The organism is Jeotgalibacillus proteolyticus (assembly GCF_002926065.1).
Lineage (GTDB): Bacteria > Bacillota > Bacilli > Bacillales > Jeotgalibacillaceae > Jeotgalibacillus > Jeotgalibacillus proteolyticus.
On sequence record NZ_PREZ01000006.1, the window covers coordinates 23,215 to 39,299 of the forward strand.

Annotated in this window: 15 protein-coding genes; 1 reads left to right on the top strand and 14 read right to left on the bottom strand. The window is 42.1% G+C overall.

The features are described 5' to 3' along the window. The 9 genes from galE to C4B60_RS15685 form a co-directional block, all read right to left on the bottom strand. Positions 1 to 1,050, bottom strand: coding sequence for a UDP-glucose 4-epimerase GalE (gene galE, locus C4B60_RS15645; protein ID WP_104058976.1), 1,050 nt, complete (start codon positions 1,048 to 1,050; stop codon positions 1 to 3). Between the two features lie 71 nt (positions 1,051 to 1,121). Beyond that, positions 1,122 to 2,195, bottom strand: coding sequence for an EpsG family protein (locus C4B60_RS15650; protein WP_104058977.1), 1,074 nt, complete (start codon positions 2,193 to 2,195; stop codon positions 1,122 to 1,124). Between the two features lie 42 nt (positions 2,196 to 2,237). Further along, positions 2,238 to 3,122 (bottom strand): glycosyltransferase family 2 protein, encoded by an 885-nt coding sequence (locus tag C4B60_RS15655; RefSeq protein ID WP_104058978.1) that lies wholly within the window; start codon positions 3,120 to 3,122, stop codon positions 2,238 to 2,240. After that, positions 3,119 to 4,234, bottom strand: coding sequence for a glycosyltransferase family 1 protein (locus tag C4B60_RS15660; protein ID WP_104058979.1), 1,116 nt, complete (start codon positions 4,232 to 4,234; stop codon positions 3,119 to 3,121). Before C4B60_RS15660 ends, C4B60_RS15655 begins: the two co-directional genes overlap by 4 nt. Continuing rightward, positions 4,219 to 5,370, bottom strand: coding sequence for a glycosyltransferase family 4 protein (locus tag C4B60_RS15665; protein ID WP_104058980.1), 1,152 nt, complete (start codon positions 5,368 to 5,370; stop codon positions 4,219 to 4,221). Before C4B60_RS15665 ends, C4B60_RS15660 begins: the two co-directional genes overlap by 16 nt. Before the next feature lie 18 nt (positions 5,371 to 5,388). Continuing rightward, positions 5,389 to 6,267: a UTP--glucose-1-phosphate uridylyltransferase GalU gene (galU, locus tag C4B60_RS15670; protein WP_104058981.1), complete on the bottom strand. Its 879-nt coding sequence runs from the start codon at positions 6,265 to 6,267 to the stop codon at positions 5,389 to 5,391. Positions 6,268 to 6,281: 14 nt separating this feature from the next. Further along, positions 6,282 to 8,114 carry a polysaccharide biosynthesis protein gene (locus tag C4B60_RS15675; protein ID WP_104058982.1) on the bottom strand — a complete coding sequence of 611 codons (1,833 nt, stop codon included), beginning with the start codon at positions 8,112 to 8,114 and terminating at the stop codon, positions 6,282 to 6,284. Between the two features lie 277 nt (positions 8,115 to 8,391). Continuing rightward, positions 8,392 to 9,021, bottom strand: a complete 630-nt coding sequence (locus C4B60_RS15680; RefSeq protein ID WP_245154013.1) for a CpsD/CapB family tyrosine-protein kinase — start codon at positions 9,019 to 9,021, stop codon at positions 8,392 to 8,394. Continuing rightward, positions 9,011 to 9,754 (bottom strand): YveK family protein, encoded by a 744-nt coding sequence (locus C4B60_RS15685; RefSeq protein WP_104058984.1) that lies wholly within the window; start codon positions 9,752 to 9,754, stop codon positions 9,011 to 9,013. The genes C4B60_RS15680 and C4B60_RS15685 overlap by 11 nt, the downstream gene beginning before the upstream one ends. A 619-nt stretch (positions 9,755 to 10,373) precedes the next feature. Between C4B60_RS15685 and C4B60_RS15690 the strand changes: the two genes are divergently transcribed. Continuing rightward, a complete protein-coding gene (locus C4B60_RS15690; protein ID WP_104058985.1) occupies positions 10,374 to 11,306 on the top strand; it encodes an aldo/keto reductase in 933 nt (310 codons plus the stop codon). A gap of 32 nt (positions 11,307 to 11,338) precedes the next feature. Here the strand turns inward: C4B60_RS15690 and C4B60_RS15695 are convergent, their stop codons facing one another. From C4B60_RS15695 to tenA, 5 genes are all read right to left on the bottom strand, one after another. Continuing rightward, entirely contained in the window at positions 11,339 to 12,835 is a 1,497-nt protein-coding gene (locus tag C4B60_RS15695; protein WP_104058986.1) for a BCCT family transporter, read from the bottom strand. 364 nt (positions 12,836 to 13,199) lie between these two features. Then, entirely contained in the window at positions 13,200 to 13,823 is a 624-nt protein-coding gene (gene thiE, locus C4B60_RS15705) for a thiamine phosphate synthase (RefSeq protein WP_104058988.1), read from the bottom strand. Next, a complete protein-coding gene (gene thiM / locus C4B60_RS15710; protein ID WP_104058989.1) occupies positions 13,820 to 14,596 on the bottom strand; it encodes a hydroxyethylthiazole kinase in 777 nt (258 codons plus the stop codon). Before thiM ends, thiE begins: the two co-directional genes overlap by 4 nt. Further along, the gene (thiD, locus tag C4B60_RS15715; RefSeq protein WP_104058990.1) at positions 14,574 to 15,398 is read right to left on the bottom strand and encodes a bifunctional hydroxymethylpyrimidine kinase/phosphomethylpyrimidine kinase; all 825 of its coding nucleotides are present in this window, start codon (positions 15,396 to 15,398) and stop codon (positions 14,574 to 14,576) included. The genes thiM and thiD overlap by 23 nt, the downstream gene beginning before the upstream one ends. Continuing rightward, positions 15,385 to 16,083 carry a thiaminase II gene (gene tenA / locus C4B60_RS15720; RefSeq protein WP_104058991.1) on the bottom strand — a complete coding sequence of 233 codons (699 nt, stop codon included), beginning with the start codon at positions 16,081 to 16,083 and terminating at the stop codon, positions 15,385 to 15,387. The genes thiD and tenA overlap by 14 nt, the downstream gene beginning before the upstream one ends. Between the last annotated feature and the right edge of the window lie 2 nt (positions 16,084 to 16,085).

The window sequence follows — 16,085 nt, forward strand, 5'->3', positions numbered from 1 at the left end:
TCAGGCTCCTGTAGGTTCTTTTTCAGCAGCCTTCTTGTCAGATGAATAGCCATTGGGGTTTTGCTGCTGCCACCTCCATGTGTCCTTGCACATTTCAGTGATTGTTTTTGTCGCAGTCCATCCAAGCTCCTTTTGGGCCTTTGAAGGATCCGCATAGCAAATGGCGATATCTCCCGGTCTTCTGTCCCCAGCCTCACAAGGAATCATTCTTCCGGATGCCAACTGAAAGGCTTTGACCACCTCGAGCACACTGTAGCCCTTTCCGGTCCCGAGATTAAATGTATCAACCACATTTTCTTTTTTTATTTTTTCAAGAGCTTTAATATGTCCCTTTGCCAGATCGACCACATGAATATAATCTCTTACACCTGTCCCATCCTTAGTCGGGTAATCCTTTCCATGTATCCTCAGCCTATCCCGTTTGCCAATAGCTACCTGAGAGATGTAAGGAACTAAGTTATTGGGGATGCCATTTGGATCCTCCCCGATCATTCCGCTTTCATGAGCACCGATTGGGTTAAAGTAGCGTAAAATCGCAATGCTCCATTCCTGGTCCGCCTTATGCAGATCCATAAGAATCTCTTCTGTTACCTGCTTCGTGCGGCCATATGGATTGGCAGCACCGATTGGTTCATTTTCTGTAATCGGTGCCCCGCTCGCTTCTCCATATACGGTCGCCGAAGAGCTGAAAACAATTTTTTTCACGTGAAACCTTTCCATCGTTTCAAGAAGAATTAAAGTGCCGGCTATATTGTTCTGATAATACTTAAGCGGCAGGTCAACCGATTCACCTACCGCTTTTAGTGCGGCAAAGTGAATCACTGCTTCGATTTTATTGTCTTTAAATAATTCCTCCACCTGCTGACGATCCTGCAGATCCGCTTGGACGATGGTAAATAACTTTCCGGTAAGCTCTGCTACTCTTCTTAATGCTTCCGGGTTGCTATTACTGAAATTGTCCGCCACCACAATGTCGTAGCCTCCTGAAAGGAGCTCAACACAAGTATGACTTCCTATATAACCAGCACCGCCTGTAACTAGAATGGCCATTCCCTACTCTCCTTTCAGAAAAGCATTTTTGCATAAAAAAATAACCCTGGTCTCTGACCAACGTCATTATTTTAGAATTCTATAAAATTACTTTTATAGATGATGTCTAAGCTTACGACCGATTCATAATAATAGTAGCCCAGGTAGCAAACGAGAATCATAAAGTAGACAAATTTTTCGTCCCTATCTCTGAAAAGCTTTACGATCCAGGACAATAAAATCAGCTGGTAAAGATTAAAATAAAGTGAGAATCGGGCGAAAATCCAGCTTTGGGTAGAGACAATCATAAAAATAAGGCTTAAAAGAGTCATGTTAACAATGACGTCGCTTTGAGGGAATAGAGCTCTTAGCTTTTCCCTGCCTATATAGGCTAAAATAAGCGGAACAGCCCCAACAACTGCTCGAACTAGATTCGCTCCCCCTTCAGCGAAGTTCTTGTAATCAGCATACTGAGTATCTTCTAATGTTGTGAACAGCAGAGAGGTAAACTGCTCAAATCCAATTACTATAGCGATTGATAACAGGATCAGACCAATCGTTGCTTTCGACCACGGCTTTACCCTTACGATAAAGTAAATGGGCAGCAGAATCAGTGCGCTTTGATGAAGGGTTGAAGCAAGAATAATGATCGCTGCATAAGCTGGGAAATTCCCGTTTATTAAAAATTTTGTAGCACAAAAAGCAATTGCTGCCGCCAGTGTTTGACGAATCCCATTCATTGAAACAAGATAAAACCCGCCAGTGATATAGACAAACAGACTTAGTTCGATCATTCTGGAATAATGAAATAATACTATGACAACTAAAGCATTTGTTATTAAGGCAGCTGTAAAAATCATTATCTGTGGGTCAGTAGAGATCTTCTGGAGAATCATTTGAAGAACACCAAAGCCCATATCCTTATTTGCTGTAACATACTCCCATGTAAACTGGTTATCTTTATACATGTTTACATAGTTAAAGGTATCTCCTATGTTAGAGCGCAGACCAGATACTAAAATTAATATCACAGCTGCAAACATTAATAACAATTTATTTGACTGAATAGGTAAAACCGTATCATGATGTCCAGCGGGCACCGCCGAATATCTGGCAAAGAGCGCTAACAGGAAAACAAATAAGAGGTTTATCCATAAGATGGTCATATCATAATCCTTTCTTAAGATGTTCCTGCCTGCTAAAAGCTATTAATTGGTCAGCGCTTTTCTTGATAGATAGAAGTAAAGCGTTGCCCCTAAAGGAATAGCAAAAACAGTAAGCAACTTGCTTGGTGACTCTTTTATAAAATGTTTGTTTCTGCTGATCAGACTGCTGGATACGTAGTGAATAGCTTGCCTGTATTTAAAGGCAGTACTGACTGATGGCAGCTTCATTAATTCCTTTCGATAAAAAGCAAATCCTTTTGGATTTTTCACGTATTGCGTAAGCATATTTTTCGAAGAACCATCCGGCAAATATTCAACATGACAAATAACCTCGTTCATGATCAGTAGTTCATATTCCAAATCAATGAGGTAATACTTATAAGCTAACCCGACATATCTTTCCCCCTCAAACAGTGGATACGGATATTTCCTTGTAAGCTCACTCCTATAAACGAGCTTTTTGTCTCCCTTTACTCCATGCTTTTGGTACAAGTCCAACAGAGTCGAACGTTTAGCATGCTCTGGTAACATGGTCCCTACGATCTTCCCATCCCCAAATGCATCTAATCCTACAATCCCGCTAACTTGATCACTTCCATATTGATCCCAAAAGGAGAGAATTTTTTCAATGGCATCGTCAGGCATCCAATCATCGGAATCAATACAGACATTTAGCTCCGTCGTAATTAATCGATAAGCAGTATTATGTGCACCATGCATGCCCTGGTTTTCCTGATAGTGATAGTAAATGTCAACTTTCCCTTCTTCTATCCAGCTATCGACAAGTTCCCTGGTGTTATCCGTTGATCCATCATCAATAATTAACCAGATAAATTCACTGCTCGTTTGCCTCTTTAAGCTTTCATAACAGTTTGACAAACAATAAGCTCGATTATACGCCGGAGTAAACACGGTTAACTTTTTCAAATGCTGATCCCCCCAAGCTCTATATACGCTTTCTGGGTATTCACTGCAGTTTGTCGTATATCATACCCTTTTTCATAAATTTTCATAAGATCGGTTCTTCTTGTTCTCTTATTCTGTTTGACAGCTGAAAGAGCTTCAACCCAGCTTTTGGAATCTGTAATGACGCGTTTTTCAATGAGACCGCATCCCAAATCAACTTCATCCGTAATTGCTTCGGATATTAAACAAGGTACACCTGAACACTGCGCTTCAATTAAGGTAACCGGAAGACCTTCATGCAGCGATGGGAAGGCAAATGCATCAAATGCCTGAAGGAGTGAGGGGATATCCTCCCTTATGCCAAGCAAATGTACTTTCTCTGTAAGCTCTAATTCTTTTATTCTTTTTTCAATCTGCCCCTGCAAAGCACCACCTCCTGCCAAGAGAAGATGGGCTTCCGGATGAATTCTACTAAACTCTGAAAATACTTTTAGTAGAAAGTTGTGGTTTTTTTGATGATTAAATCTTCCGATGTGACCTATAACAAATGAGCTTTCAGCAAGGTTTAAACTCTTCCTCATTTGCTCCCGAATCTTTGGTGAAAACGTAAAGCGGTCACATTCAACACCATTTTTTAAAATAAGTGACTGAGCTGATCGTTTAGTAAAGAGCCATTCGGCAGCTTTTGAGGAGCATGCGTAAAACTGGGTCGCATATTTAGGTATGTTTTTGCCTGCCATCCACTTATAAGCTTTTATTATCGGCCCGCCTTCACTGCTGGTGTTATGACTGTGTGCAATTCGGGAGGGTACACCTGCCCTCGCAGCCGCCCTCAGCACAAACCCGCTCATCTTATCCATATGAGAATGGACAATTTTATATGGATGCTGCTTAAAAAATTCTTCTAAACTTTTTAAATACTGAAGATGGCCGGCCTTCGTAACGTAAGGGATTCGATAAATCCTGCCGCCCATTGAAGTGATTTCCTCATCAAAAACACCCTCAAAGCTTGTGAGGAAATCAAATTGAACTTTTGACCGGTCGATATTGCGATACAGGTTCATGATGAGTGTTTCTGCGCCGCCCCGATTCATGTTTACGACTGCATGCAGCACTCTTACTGGACCATCCATGCTGCACCCTCCTCCGGATTGATATAGGTTTGATAAATATTACTCTTCTCAGCCAATACCTTCTGCGTACTATAGGTGCTGACGATAAGCTGTCTGCCATTCTGGCCAAGCTCCTGTCTGATGTCCCCTTGATGGAATAGCCATTTTATTCTTGAGATCAGTGCTTCATCATCTTCGGATTCAATCAGCCAGCCGTTTTTATATGGCTTGATCAGTTCACGATGCCCCCGGTTGTCAACGGCAACTACCGGGAGGGCGCATGCCATTGATTCCATGATATTAACCGGAAGGCCTTCCCGCTTACTTGATGCGACTGCGACGTCACTGATTTGAATCCACTTTTCGATGCCATTTTGAAACCCAAGAAAATCTACTCTATTTTCAATACCAAGCTCTGCCGCCATGTTTTTGCACTCCTCAAGCATGGGACCCTCACCGGCAAGCAAAAGCTTCATTTCAGGGATGTCCTTACTTAACTGGGCAAACGCTCTTAATAAAAATGGCTGGTTTTTATTTTGATTAAATTCTGCTGCGTACATTAATAAAAAGTCATTAGGCTGATACCCCAATGACTTTTTCAGATGGTTTTTCTCTGTTTTTTCTAAAGGCCTGAATCTGCCGGTGTCTACCCCTACCCCGTGCACATGCTTCACATTCGTATTTCTGAAATGGTTTAGCGACAGCTGATAGTCCTCTTCGTTGATGGTAATCAGGCAATCTGTCCACTTCGAAAGCCATTTTTCAATAGGATAATAGATCATCCAGTTTAAATAAGGGGAGCCCTTGCAGAAGTGAAAGCCATGAGCAGTGTAGATCACCTTCGTGCCAGCTGCTCTGGCGCTTCTTGCGGCCAGTCTTCCAAGCAGCCCTCCAACAGGCGTATGGCAATGAATAATATCATAGTGTTCCCGGTCAATTATTTTTTTCAACATTGTGTAGGCTTCTGTATTTTTTTTCGAAAAGGGAGAACGCTCTATAGGAAGATTGTATTTTTGATCAACAAAAGGCAGCTTCAGCTCTCCTTTGGCAGCCACATGCACGTCAAACCCCTGGTTTTTGAACCATTGCAGATAAGGTAAATGAAAAGCCTTAAAGTGGTAATCTACGGTGGCTAAAAAAAGTACTTTTGCTCCCAAGGCTATCTCCCCTTTTGTTTATTTTGTTTTTTCTTTTTCTACGATTGTTGAAAGATACTCCAGTAGGTCGTACCTGAGTTCCTCCCGCTTTAGCGCAAATTCGATTGTCGTCTGGATAAATCCCATTTTTTCTCCGACATCGTACCGCTCGCCTTCAAATTCATACGCATATACCGCCTCATGCCGGTTAAGCTCTGCAATGGCGTCAGTAAGCTGGATTTCATCGCCCGCTCCAGGCTTTTGGTCATTTAAAATGTCCAGTATTCTTGGGCTCAGGATGTAGCGGCCAAGAATGGCGAGTGTGGATGGTGCTTCTTCAATGCTTGGCTTTTCCACCAGACTGCGTACATTATAAAGCCGCTCGTCCATCATACTGCCGTCCACAATGCCGTATCTTGATACTTCTTTTTCCTGAACCGTCTGAACGCCGATGATCGATGCATTGTAGCGGTTATACTGCTCAATTAACTGTTTCAAGCATGGTTTTTCCGCCTCAACTATGTCGTCCCCCAACAACACAGCAAACGGCTCATTGCCAATAAATTTACGTGCACACCAGATCGCATGACCCAGCCCTTTTGGTTCCTTTTGACGTATATAATGGATATCTACCAGCCTGGATGATTTTTGTACTTCAGATAATAATTCCAGCTTCCCTTTTTCAAACAAGTTTTGTTCGAGTTCAAATGAATGATCGAAATGATCTTCTATCGCCCGCTTGCCTTTACCGGTCACAATAATAATATCTTCAATTCCCGCTGCAATGGCCTCTTCGACAATGTATTGAATGGTTGGTTTATCAACAATCGGCAGCATTTCCTTTGGCATAGCCTTTGTTGCAGGAAGAAATCTTGTGCCAAGCCCCGCTGCAGGTATGATCGCCTTTCGTACCTTCATGTGCACGTCTCCTTTTAGCTCGATATTGGAAGCATTTCCTTTTGTTTCGCCGGCCGTTTTCGATTAGCAAGCACAAGCAGTGTTTCCCTGAGCTCCTCCCGGCTTAATGATGAATAGGTGGCGACGATCTGTTCAATTTCTTCTATATAGAGGTCAGCTGTTTTTCCAATATAGATTTTCGGATAAATTTGTTCCTCTCTTATTTCCTCTTTCTTTAAAAGTTCTTCGAATAATTTTTCACCCGGCCTGATTCCTGTAAATTCAATGTCAATATCGTTCAAGGAATTACCTGAAAGCTTAATAAGGTTTTTTGCCAGATCCACAATTTTTACCGGCTCACCCATATCGAGTACAAAAATTTCGCCGCCTTCTGCAAGTGCTCCTGCCTGAATAACAAGTCTTGAAGCCTCAGGAATCGTCATAAAGTACCGAATCATATCCGGGTGAGTGACGGTAACAGGGCCCCCCCGCTCAATCTGCTTTTTAAAATGAGGGATGACGCTTCCTCTGCTTCCGAGTACATTTCCAAAGCGAACGGCTACAAACCTCGTATCACTTTCTTGATCCATTTCCTGAACAATCATTTCAGCCAGTTTTTTTGAAGCACCCATGACGCTTGTCGGGTTCACTGCTTTATCTGTGGAAACCATGACAAAGGTACCGACCCCATTCCAGCTCGCTGCTTCAGCCACATTTCTGGTTCCAATAATATTGTTTTTTACCGCTTCTTCAGGGTTTCGCTCCATTAAAGGAACATGCTTGTGGGCTGCTGCATGGTAAACTACATCCGGCACATACCGCCTCATAATATCCATCATCTTGTTGGCATCCTGCAGATCGGCAATTTCCGTTTTAATATCAATCTGGGAATCTTTGAAAAGCTCTTTAAGCTCCATTTCAATTGTATAAATACTATTTTCGCCATGTCCCAGAAGAATGAGCCGTTTAGGATTAAACAGCGACACCTGCCTTGAAATTTCAGAGCCGATTGATCCTCCCGCCCCCGTTACGAGAATCACTTTATCAGTAATGGAATCGGAAACAAGCTCGATATCCATCTCAACCGGTGTGCGTCCAAGCAAATCTTCTACTCTCACATCCCGGACCTGATTAACCGAAATTTTTCCTGTTACCAAATCCTCAAGCATAGGAAGAATTTTTGTATCTGCAGTGGTTTTTGCGCATTCTGAGAAAATAGTATTTAACTCTTTTTTATTTAGTGAAGGGATGGCAATGACAATGTTGTCGATCTTGAAGGCTTCAACTGCCTCTGCAATTTTATTTGAACCCCCTATTACAGGAATCCCCATAATATCAAGCTGGTGCTTATGGGGGTTATCATCAATGAAAGCGACCGGAAGCAGATCGCAGTCCCTGTTATGAAGAAGCTGCCTGACCACCATCGTACCTGCTGAACCGGCTCCAATAATCAATGTCCGTTTCTTATCCTGATACCGGTTTACAAGCTGATTCCGATACATACGCCAGGTTAATCTGGAGCCTCCCATAAATAATAGATGGATGAGCCATGTCACAGCCAAAAGCCTGAATGCTGTCTCCTGGAGAATGAGCTGCTGGGCTATAAGGGCGGTTAACACTGAGTACGTGACAATTTTAATCAATATAAGTAATTCTCCAATACTTGCATACTCCCAGGCCTTTTTGTAAAGGTTCAGCTTCCATGAGAAGAATAGATGACTTGTTAAAATGACAGCAGCGCTTAACACAATCGGTAAGGTGAACACGTTAATGTCTGCATTGACCAGGAATCCACTTATAAAAATCGCTGTAATGACAATGAGCGAATCGATGACCACAAATAGTGAGAGTCTTTGCCTGTAAGACATACATTTCCTCCTTCCCGCCTATTTAAAATCTGTAACTCTCTTAATACAAAATAAAGTAATGATTTCTGCGTTCATGTTAACGAGCGCACAGATCATTACTTTATTAAAAATATGGGCATTTAACCCGTCCTCACTCCACACCACCGACGACTCGCGTCTAAGGTCAGCTAACCCACAGCATGATCGAGTACCTCCATTGATAATAGTAAGGAGGCATCACTAATTTATTAAACTGTTGTTCTTGATTAAGAACATACAAATTAAAAAAATCCCGGATTTACTCATTCATAATGGCTCCGACAATTTGAGACTGCGCAAGCTCTAATACTCTGATCGCTTCTGACGCCTTCTCTAGTTCTGTTTTGGCTCGTTTTAATAGAAATAAAACACCATCACAATAATTTGCAAGCATTCGTGTTTCTGTATACTCAAGGACACTTGGAGCATCAATGAGCACAACGTCATATTCCGCAGCAGCACTTTTGATCAAATCTTCCATTAGCTCAGAACCGATAATTTCTGCCGGGTTAAAGGATGCTTCCCCGCTTGTAAGAATATCCAGTTTGCCAATTTCCGTTTTACATACAGCTTCTTTAATCGGGATTCTGTGCCGCAGAATATTCCCGATTCCTTTATTATTCGGCAAATTAAAAATCGTGTGGATGACCGGGCTTCGAAGGTTGGCGTCTATTAACAAAATTCTTTCCTTTTGCTGTGCCATAGAAGCTGCCAGATTGGCCACGATAATCGACTTCCCATCCCCTGATCCAGGCGAGGCGATCAAGAAAACCTTTTTATTTGTTTCTCCTGTTACAAAACGGATATTGGTTCTGATTGTTCTAAACTGGTCAGCGATATAAGAATCCGGAAATAAATAGGTAACAAGGCTTCTCTTTTTATCTTTCATTTGCAGCTTTTTGTTTAAGATCAACAACCTCACCTCCGAGCTTTAAAGCAGAATTATTTTTTCGTTGCTTGAGCAGTTTTTTCTTATTCAAATTAGGCACAGCACCAATCACAGGAATGCCTAATAGTTCTTCCACTTCTTTCTCCCGGCGAATTGTACCATCCAGGCTTTCTAAAAAGAATGAAATTCCGACGCCTAAAATTAATCCAAATCCGGCGATCATGATAATCGTCTTATTTTGAGATTCATTGATAGGCAAGGGATTGACAGTGGCATCAGATAGAAGCTGGATATTTTCAAACTCTATAATAGGTCTGACTTCACTTCTAAAGTTTGCAGCTGTAGCATCTGCGATAAGTGCTGCTCTCTCTGGATCAGTATTCGTAACGGTTATTTGGACGACCCGTGATTCATCAATTTGTTCTACATTGATTTGACTGGCAAGCCCTTGAGGTGTTTGTTGAAGCCCCAGATCCTCAATTACTTTTGCCATAACAATTGGATCCTTAATCATAACCATTAAGGTTTTCATGTTTTCATTGTCACTTGAAATGATGATTCGCTTTGAGCTTTGATAAATTGACGTATTGTTTGATTGAGTGTAATAATATCCTGCCGCTCCCATAAGAACCGTCAGTAACATAATTAACCACAATCTTTTCTTAATAACCTGAAAGTACTCAAGCAGATTAATATCTCTCACAAAACCTTTACTCAGTCCGTTTTCGGACATAGTTCTTCACCTGCTTTGTTTGGAGTCTATTCTTTATAAAGAACATTATTCTAAAAAAAATAAGTGTTGCTCATTAAATTACGATTCTTTGATACTTCATAGTTTAGTTCTTTATAAAGAACATGTCAACAAAAATTTTGTTTTTTTTCTGTAAATTCAATCGCTTTAGATTTCTGGCAGAAGTTTCAGCATGGATAAGTCATGACTTTCGACATTCAAATTTTTCCTAATTCAATCGACTTTTCTAGTGAAAGACATAAAAATAATGCAAATCTAAAGATATTATTGGTGGAATCATAGAGTTATAGATAGTTTGCTGCCAAATTAATTTGTTATCCCACCAGATCCTTCACCAGGACTATTGATTTTTATTTCCCCTCCTTCACCTGTTGCTTTAAGCTTTTGTGTCTGATTAAGAACTTACAGGGTACCGGGCGCTGTGAAGTATGGGAGAGAACAAAACGTTCTCCACAAAGAATTAACTTGATGGTAACATTCTCTCTGTTTCCCTGTCAAACTTTAACATCAGACGTTTTTTAGTGCTTTAGATCAAATAATTTCCATCCCTTTACCCTATTTGATACGATAGCTAAAAGTTTAAAGGGAGCTGATGAGCATAATGTCAAAGCAGGTCAGATTAGGCGCATCATCCATTACCGTTAATCCGGTCGGCCTTGGAACGAACGCTGTAGGCGGGCATAATATTTATCCGAATTTAGATGATGAGATTGGCAGGGAGATCATCAGAACCGCTATTGATGAGGGCATTAACTTCTTTGATACCGCGTTTTATTATGGACCGGAACGCTCTGAAGAATTGATCGGCCAAGTAGTAAAAGAACACGGCAGCCGAGATAAGATTGTATTAGCTACTAAAGGCGCTCACAGATCGGTAAATGGAGAAATGGAGCTTGATAACTCTCCTTCTTTTTTACGACAAGCCGTTGAAGGCGCGCTCAAACGATTGCAGACCGACTATCTAGATCTGTTCTATATTCACTTCCCGGACGAAGGTACACCAAAGGATGAGGCAGTCGGCACATTAAAACAATTAAAGGATGAAGGTAAGATCAGAAGCATTGGGGTGTCGAATTTTTCGATTGAACAGCTTACTGAAGCCAATAAAGACGGGTATGTCGATGTGGTTCAGTCAGAATACAATTTATTCAAGAGGGATGTCGAAAAAGACATATTGCCCTACACCTCGAAGAATACTATTTCGTTTATTCCCTACTTTCCTTTAGCGGCTGGCCTTCTTGGCGGAAAATATACGAAGGATACCACCTTTAATGACGGAAGAGCAAAAAACCCGCTGTTTCAGGGGGAGACTTTCCTGCGAAACCTCGAAAAGGTCGAGCAGGTGCGTGAAATCGCTCAGGCGAAAAATGCCGAGGTTGCTCACGTGGTGCTCGCCTGGTATTTAACTAGAGACTCAATTGATGCCCTAATTCCAGGTGCTAAAAGACCGGATCAGGTAATTAATAATCTTAAAACACTGGACGTTGAACTGTCCCATGCTGAAATTGAAAAGATCGACAACATTTTCACATAAGAAAAGCCGATGGATCACTCCATCGGCTTTTTTCATGCTCTTTTTTTGGCAGCGGCGGGATCTCTCCTGACCGCTTTATAAAAGGATGCCCCCATCAGCAGGATGACCACCGAGAACGGCAGAGCGGCGATTATTAAAACATTCTGCAGCCCGTCTGTTCCTCCAAAATAAACAATGATGGCAGCTACACCTGACTGTACAAGCCCCCATGTAATCTTCACTGAATTGGAAGGGTTGATGGAGCCTCCTGTTGTCTGCATGCCAAGTACAAAGGTGGCTGAATCTGCAGAGGTAATAAAAAAGATCGCGACAACAAAAATCGTGATAATCGACATTAAGGTTCCTAGCGGGTATTGCTCCAGCATTCCAAAGGTCGCTGTCTCTAGCGAAAAATCTGAAATTGCTGCAATTCCCTTCTGTTCAATATTAAGCGCAGATACACCAAAGACTGCAAAGAAAATAAAACAGACGATGGATGGAACCAATAAAACGCCAAGGATAAATTCCTTAATGGTTCGTCCTTTGGATATACGGGCGATAAAAATCCCGACAAACGGAGACCATGAAATCCACCATGCCCAATAGAAAATCGTCCAGTTGTTTATCCATGTGCGATTTTCTGCATCTAATGGCTCCAAATGAAAGCTCATATCGAAGAAATTTGAGATATAGCCTCCAAGCGTGCTTGTAAACATATTTAAAATATATAAAGTAGGACCAACAATTAACAATAATAGCAATAAAACAAAAGCAAGAGCCATATTAATATTACTTAAGTATTTAATTCCACGGCTGACTCCCGACCAGGCAGAGACGATGAAAAGTAATGTTGCTACTGCAAGAATTAACAGCTGAAAGCCAAAGGTTTCAGGAGTGCCAAAAAGAAAGGACAGCCCGCCGTTTATTTGGGCAGAACCAAACCCAAGCGTTGATGCTACACCGACAACGGTCGCAAAAACTGCAAGAGTATCTATTAATTTTCCTGCGATGCCGTTCATGCTTTTTTCACCGAATAAAGGAATAAGCGTAGCACTAATCAGTCCTTTAGAGCCTTTATGGAATTTAAAATAAGCAAGAACAAGCGCAACGACGGCATAAACGGCCCAGGCATGAATTCCCCAGTGGAAGAAGGAATATTGAAGGGCTTCCTGTACAGCACGATCTGACCCGATTTCTGCTCCCGGTGTACTGATGAATGTATGAGAGATCGGCTCAGCCGTCGTCCAAAAAACGAGCCCCATTCCCATTCCGGCGCTAAACAGCATCGCAAACCAGGATACTAGAGAAAATTCAGGCTTCTCCCCCTGCTTGCCGAGCCTGATTTGACCAAAACGGGAAAGCGCTAAATACACACAAAATAGAAGCATCATTACGACGATAACTAAATAATACCAGCCAAAAGTTTTCGATATGGCCGCTGTTAATGTGCCTGACAGCGCTTCTAATCCTTTAGGGGCAATGGCTCCCCAGGTAACAAGCGCCAAACAGACAGCAAGTGAAATCCAAAATACAAGCGTCACATTCTTCAAAATTACACCTCTTTACATCTCTTTTCGACAAAGTCTATTTGCTAGCATTACTGTTTCCCTATCCTCTAAAAAATAAACCTGTTGCTTCTTATCTTTTAATTCTTATTAAAACGTCACAATAAGTTTTAATTTTTGAGTAGATAAGAGAAGCTAAATCATAACAATAATTTAGAAACGTGAGGTGAACGGAGCGGAAGGTGGCGACTCCTGCGGGAAGAAGCGGGAGCTTGAGATCCACTTGCTGAAAGCAAGTTAGCTCAAGCCCCGCCCCGCGGAAAGCGTCCGCCTGAAGCGGAGTGAACCGGACAAAAGAGGCTGAGACATACAAATTGTCTCAACCTCTTTGTGAACTATTTTGTATTATTTAAAGATCTTTAATCGTTTCCTTAATAGCAGTGGAATTGGTCACAGCAGATATGACTGCCACTCCCTGTGCTCCTGCCTCTATGACCTCTCTCGCATTGTCAGAATTAATACCGCCTATTCCAACAATCGGAAGATCAGGGTACCTCGCACGCAGCTTTTCGATCCATTCGACTCCCACCACAGGCTTGACATCATCCTTTGTCCAGGTAAAAAAAACAGGTCCTGCTCCAACATAATCTACTGCCGACAGATCGCTCTGCTCAAGCTCAGCATCAGAGGAAACAGACAAGCCGATGATTTTATCCGGATATTGCCTTCTCAGCAGGTCTGCCGGTATATCATCCTGCCCAACATGAATTCCATCCGCATCCAGCTCTTCGATCAGCTCACTGTCATCATTAATAAAGAAGGGAATGGAATGCTCTCTGCAAATTTGGCGGAGCTTTAAGCCGAGCTTTATTTTTTGTTCACCCGTTAAAGCCCCATCTCCCTTTTCGCGGAATTGAAATGCCGTAATTCCACCTTCAATCGCTTCAAGAAGAATATCTTCAGGGTCACGAGGGCAATTCTGGCTGCCCATAATCAAATATTTTCTTAGTAATTGATTCACATTCCAGCTCATTCTTGTCCTCCTTTCAAATCGTTTGGATTGAAGGATAACGCATCCAAAAATGAAGCGATAAACGTTCCTGTTCCTTTAACCTCATCGAGCCCTTCTGTATACTCAGCCGCTCGCCCATAAAACTCAACAGCGGCAAAAGCGGATTCTACTGAAGAGTGGCTGGTAGTGAGACATGCAGTCACAATAGAGCCCAATAAACAGCCAGCTCCTGTAACATTGCTTAGCATGGCGCTTCCTTTTCTGTTAAGTCGGACTTCTGTTCCATCACTGATCACATCGGTTTTTCCCGTTAAAACAGCAATGGTTTTAAACTCCTGCGCCACCTTTCGAGCAATTTCTTCACTATTCCCCTCACCTGTTGAGTCCACGCCTTTTATTTCCCAGGGAATATCAACTAGATGAGCAAGCTCTCCGGCATTACCTTTAATCACTGTTGGATTTATTTCCTCAAGAATTTGTCGAATGGCTTCTTTTCTAAACGAAGTAGCCCCAACTCCCACAGGATCGACCACCACCGGAATTCCTTTTTTATTAGCAGCCTTTCCTGCTTGGATCATAGCAGGTATATCCTGGTTTAAAATGGTCCCAATATTTATTAACACCCCATCAGAGATAGAAGCCATTTCCTCAGCTTCTTCAACGGCTTTTGCCATAATAGGCGCGCCTCCAAAGGACAGCAGCCCATTAGCAGTAAAGTTCATCACTACCTGATTGGTCAGATGGTGAATCAGCGGTCTCTTTTCTCTTGCTTCATGAATAATTTCTGAACTCACCAGTCAGCTCCTCCTCTCTGATACCCCAGTGATTCGTCGGTCCGTTGCCTTTTCCAAGCTCAAAGGAATGGCGAATGGCTGACGTGACGAAGTGCTTTGATTTTTCAACCGCCTTATGCAGCTCTTCCCCCTGGCTTAGGTAGGCAGTAATAGCCGCTGAATAGGTGCAGCCGGTACCATGTGTATTCTTTGTATCAATTCTTTCTGTAGCAAATGAATACATTGCTTTGCCATCGTACAAATAGTCTATAGCCTGTCCCTGCATATGTCCTCCCTTGATCAATGCAGCACCTGCTCCAAGGGTATGAACAATTTTTTTGGCGGCTTCTTTCATATCCTCGTGCGTACTGATTTTATCGCCCGTTAAATCCTCTGCTTCTGAAATATTCGGGGTCACAATGGCCGTTAATGGGACGAGTTCTTCCCGTAAATAGATGCGCGCATCCTCGTTGATTAACGGATCACCGCTTGTAGCAATCATAACGGGGTCCATTACAAAAGGCGCTTTTACATTCTGTATCCACTCTTTAATTACCTTCATCATTTCAACATCAGCCATCATTCCTGTTTTAAAGGCATGAATAGGTAAATCACTTTCTACCGCTTCTAACTGCTCAGAAAGCATGTTAAGCGGCAAATGATGAACACTCTTTACCCCCGTGGTATTTTGAGCGACGACAGACGTTATAACAGACATTCCATATGTTTTCAGCTCCTGAAACGTCTTCAGGTCTGCCTGAATTCCTGCTCCTCCACTTGGGTCTGTTCCTGCAATGGTCAGGGCACAATTAGGGCTTTTCATTTACTGACACTCCTTTTTTTGTTATCCACTCTTCACAAGTAAATGCCATTTCCCAAAAAGCCCATTCCAATTGACAGCTTTTGCGAAAGGCTTCCTTCATTTTTGTTTTCTCCTCCTGTGATGCTACTTCTGCAAGCTTATCCAGACGTTCACACATGACGACTACGGTATCCTCTACACGTCTCTCTGCGTAAAACGATATCCACTGATAAAATGGATGTTCAGGTGATGGGTCATACTGCTTGATTAGCTCCTCGCCGATTTCAAAATAGGTCCAGGGGCAAGGTAAAAGAGCGGCGAGAATTTCACCAAGCGTACCTGACTGTGCATGATAGAGCATATGCTTAATGTAGTGATCTGCTGTCGGCGGCAGTGAAAACCCCTGAAGCTCCTCATACGAAACGCCGATCTGCTCACAAAAATTGTTATGCGGATGTATTTCACTGTTTAACACAAAGTCAATCCGCTGATTAAAGTAAGCAATATCCTCCCTGGAAGCGCATTTGGAAATGGCAATGCCGTAGACCTTCATAAAAGCATTCAGATACTCATAATCTGCTTTTACATAATGCGTAAGAGCTTCTTTTGAAACGTCGCCTCTTCCAATTCCCTGCACAAATTGATGCTCAAAAATCAGTGAAAAAATGTCTTCGTTTTCTTTTCTCAGTTCTTCTGTAAATGTCATTT

Excerpts from the sequence above, each read along its gene's own strand:
- galE (WP_104058976.1), bottom strand. The coding sequence starts at position 1,050 with ATGGCCATTCTAGTTACAGGCGGTGCTGGTTATATAGGAAGTCATACT.
- C4B60_RS15650 (WP_104058977.1), bottom strand. The coding sequence starts at position 2,195 with ATGACCATCTTATGGATAAACCTCTTATTTGTTTTCCTGTTAGCGCTC.
- C4B60_RS15660 (WP_104058979.1), bottom strand. The coding sequence starts at position 4,234 with ATGGATGGTCCAGTAAGAGTGCTGCATGCAGTCGTAAACATGAATCGG.
- galU (WP_104058981.1), bottom strand. The coding sequence starts at position 6,267 with ATGAAGGTACGAAAGGCGATCATACCTGCAGCGGGGCTTGGCACAAGA.
- C4B60_RS15675 (WP_104058982.1), bottom strand. The coding sequence starts at position 8,114 with ATGTCTTACAGGCAAAGACTCTCACTATTTGTGGTCATCGATTCGCTC.
- C4B60_RS15680 (WP_245154013.1), bottom strand. The coding sequence starts at position 9,021 with ATGAAAGATAAAAAGAGAAGCCTTGTTACCTATTTATTTCCGGATTCT.
- C4B60_RS15685 (WP_104058984.1), bottom strand. The coding sequence starts at position 9,754 with ATGTCCGAAAACGGACTGAGTAAAGGTTTTGTGAGAGATATTAATCTG.
- C4B60_RS15690 (WP_104058985.1), top strand. The coding sequence starts at position 10,374 with ATGTCAAAGCAGGTCAGATTAGGCGCATCATCCATTACCGTTAATCCG.
- thiE (WP_104058988.1), bottom strand. The coding sequence starts at position 13,823 with ATGAGCTGGAATGTGAATCAATTACTAAGAAAATATTTGATTATGGGC.
- thiD (WP_104058990.1), bottom strand. The coding sequence starts at position 15,398 with ATGAAAAGCCCTAATTGTGCCCTGACCATTGCAGGAACAGACCCAAGT.
- tenA (WP_104058991.1), bottom strand. The coding sequence starts at position 16,083 with ATGACATTTACAGAAGAACTGAGAAAAGAAAACGAAGACATTTTTTCA.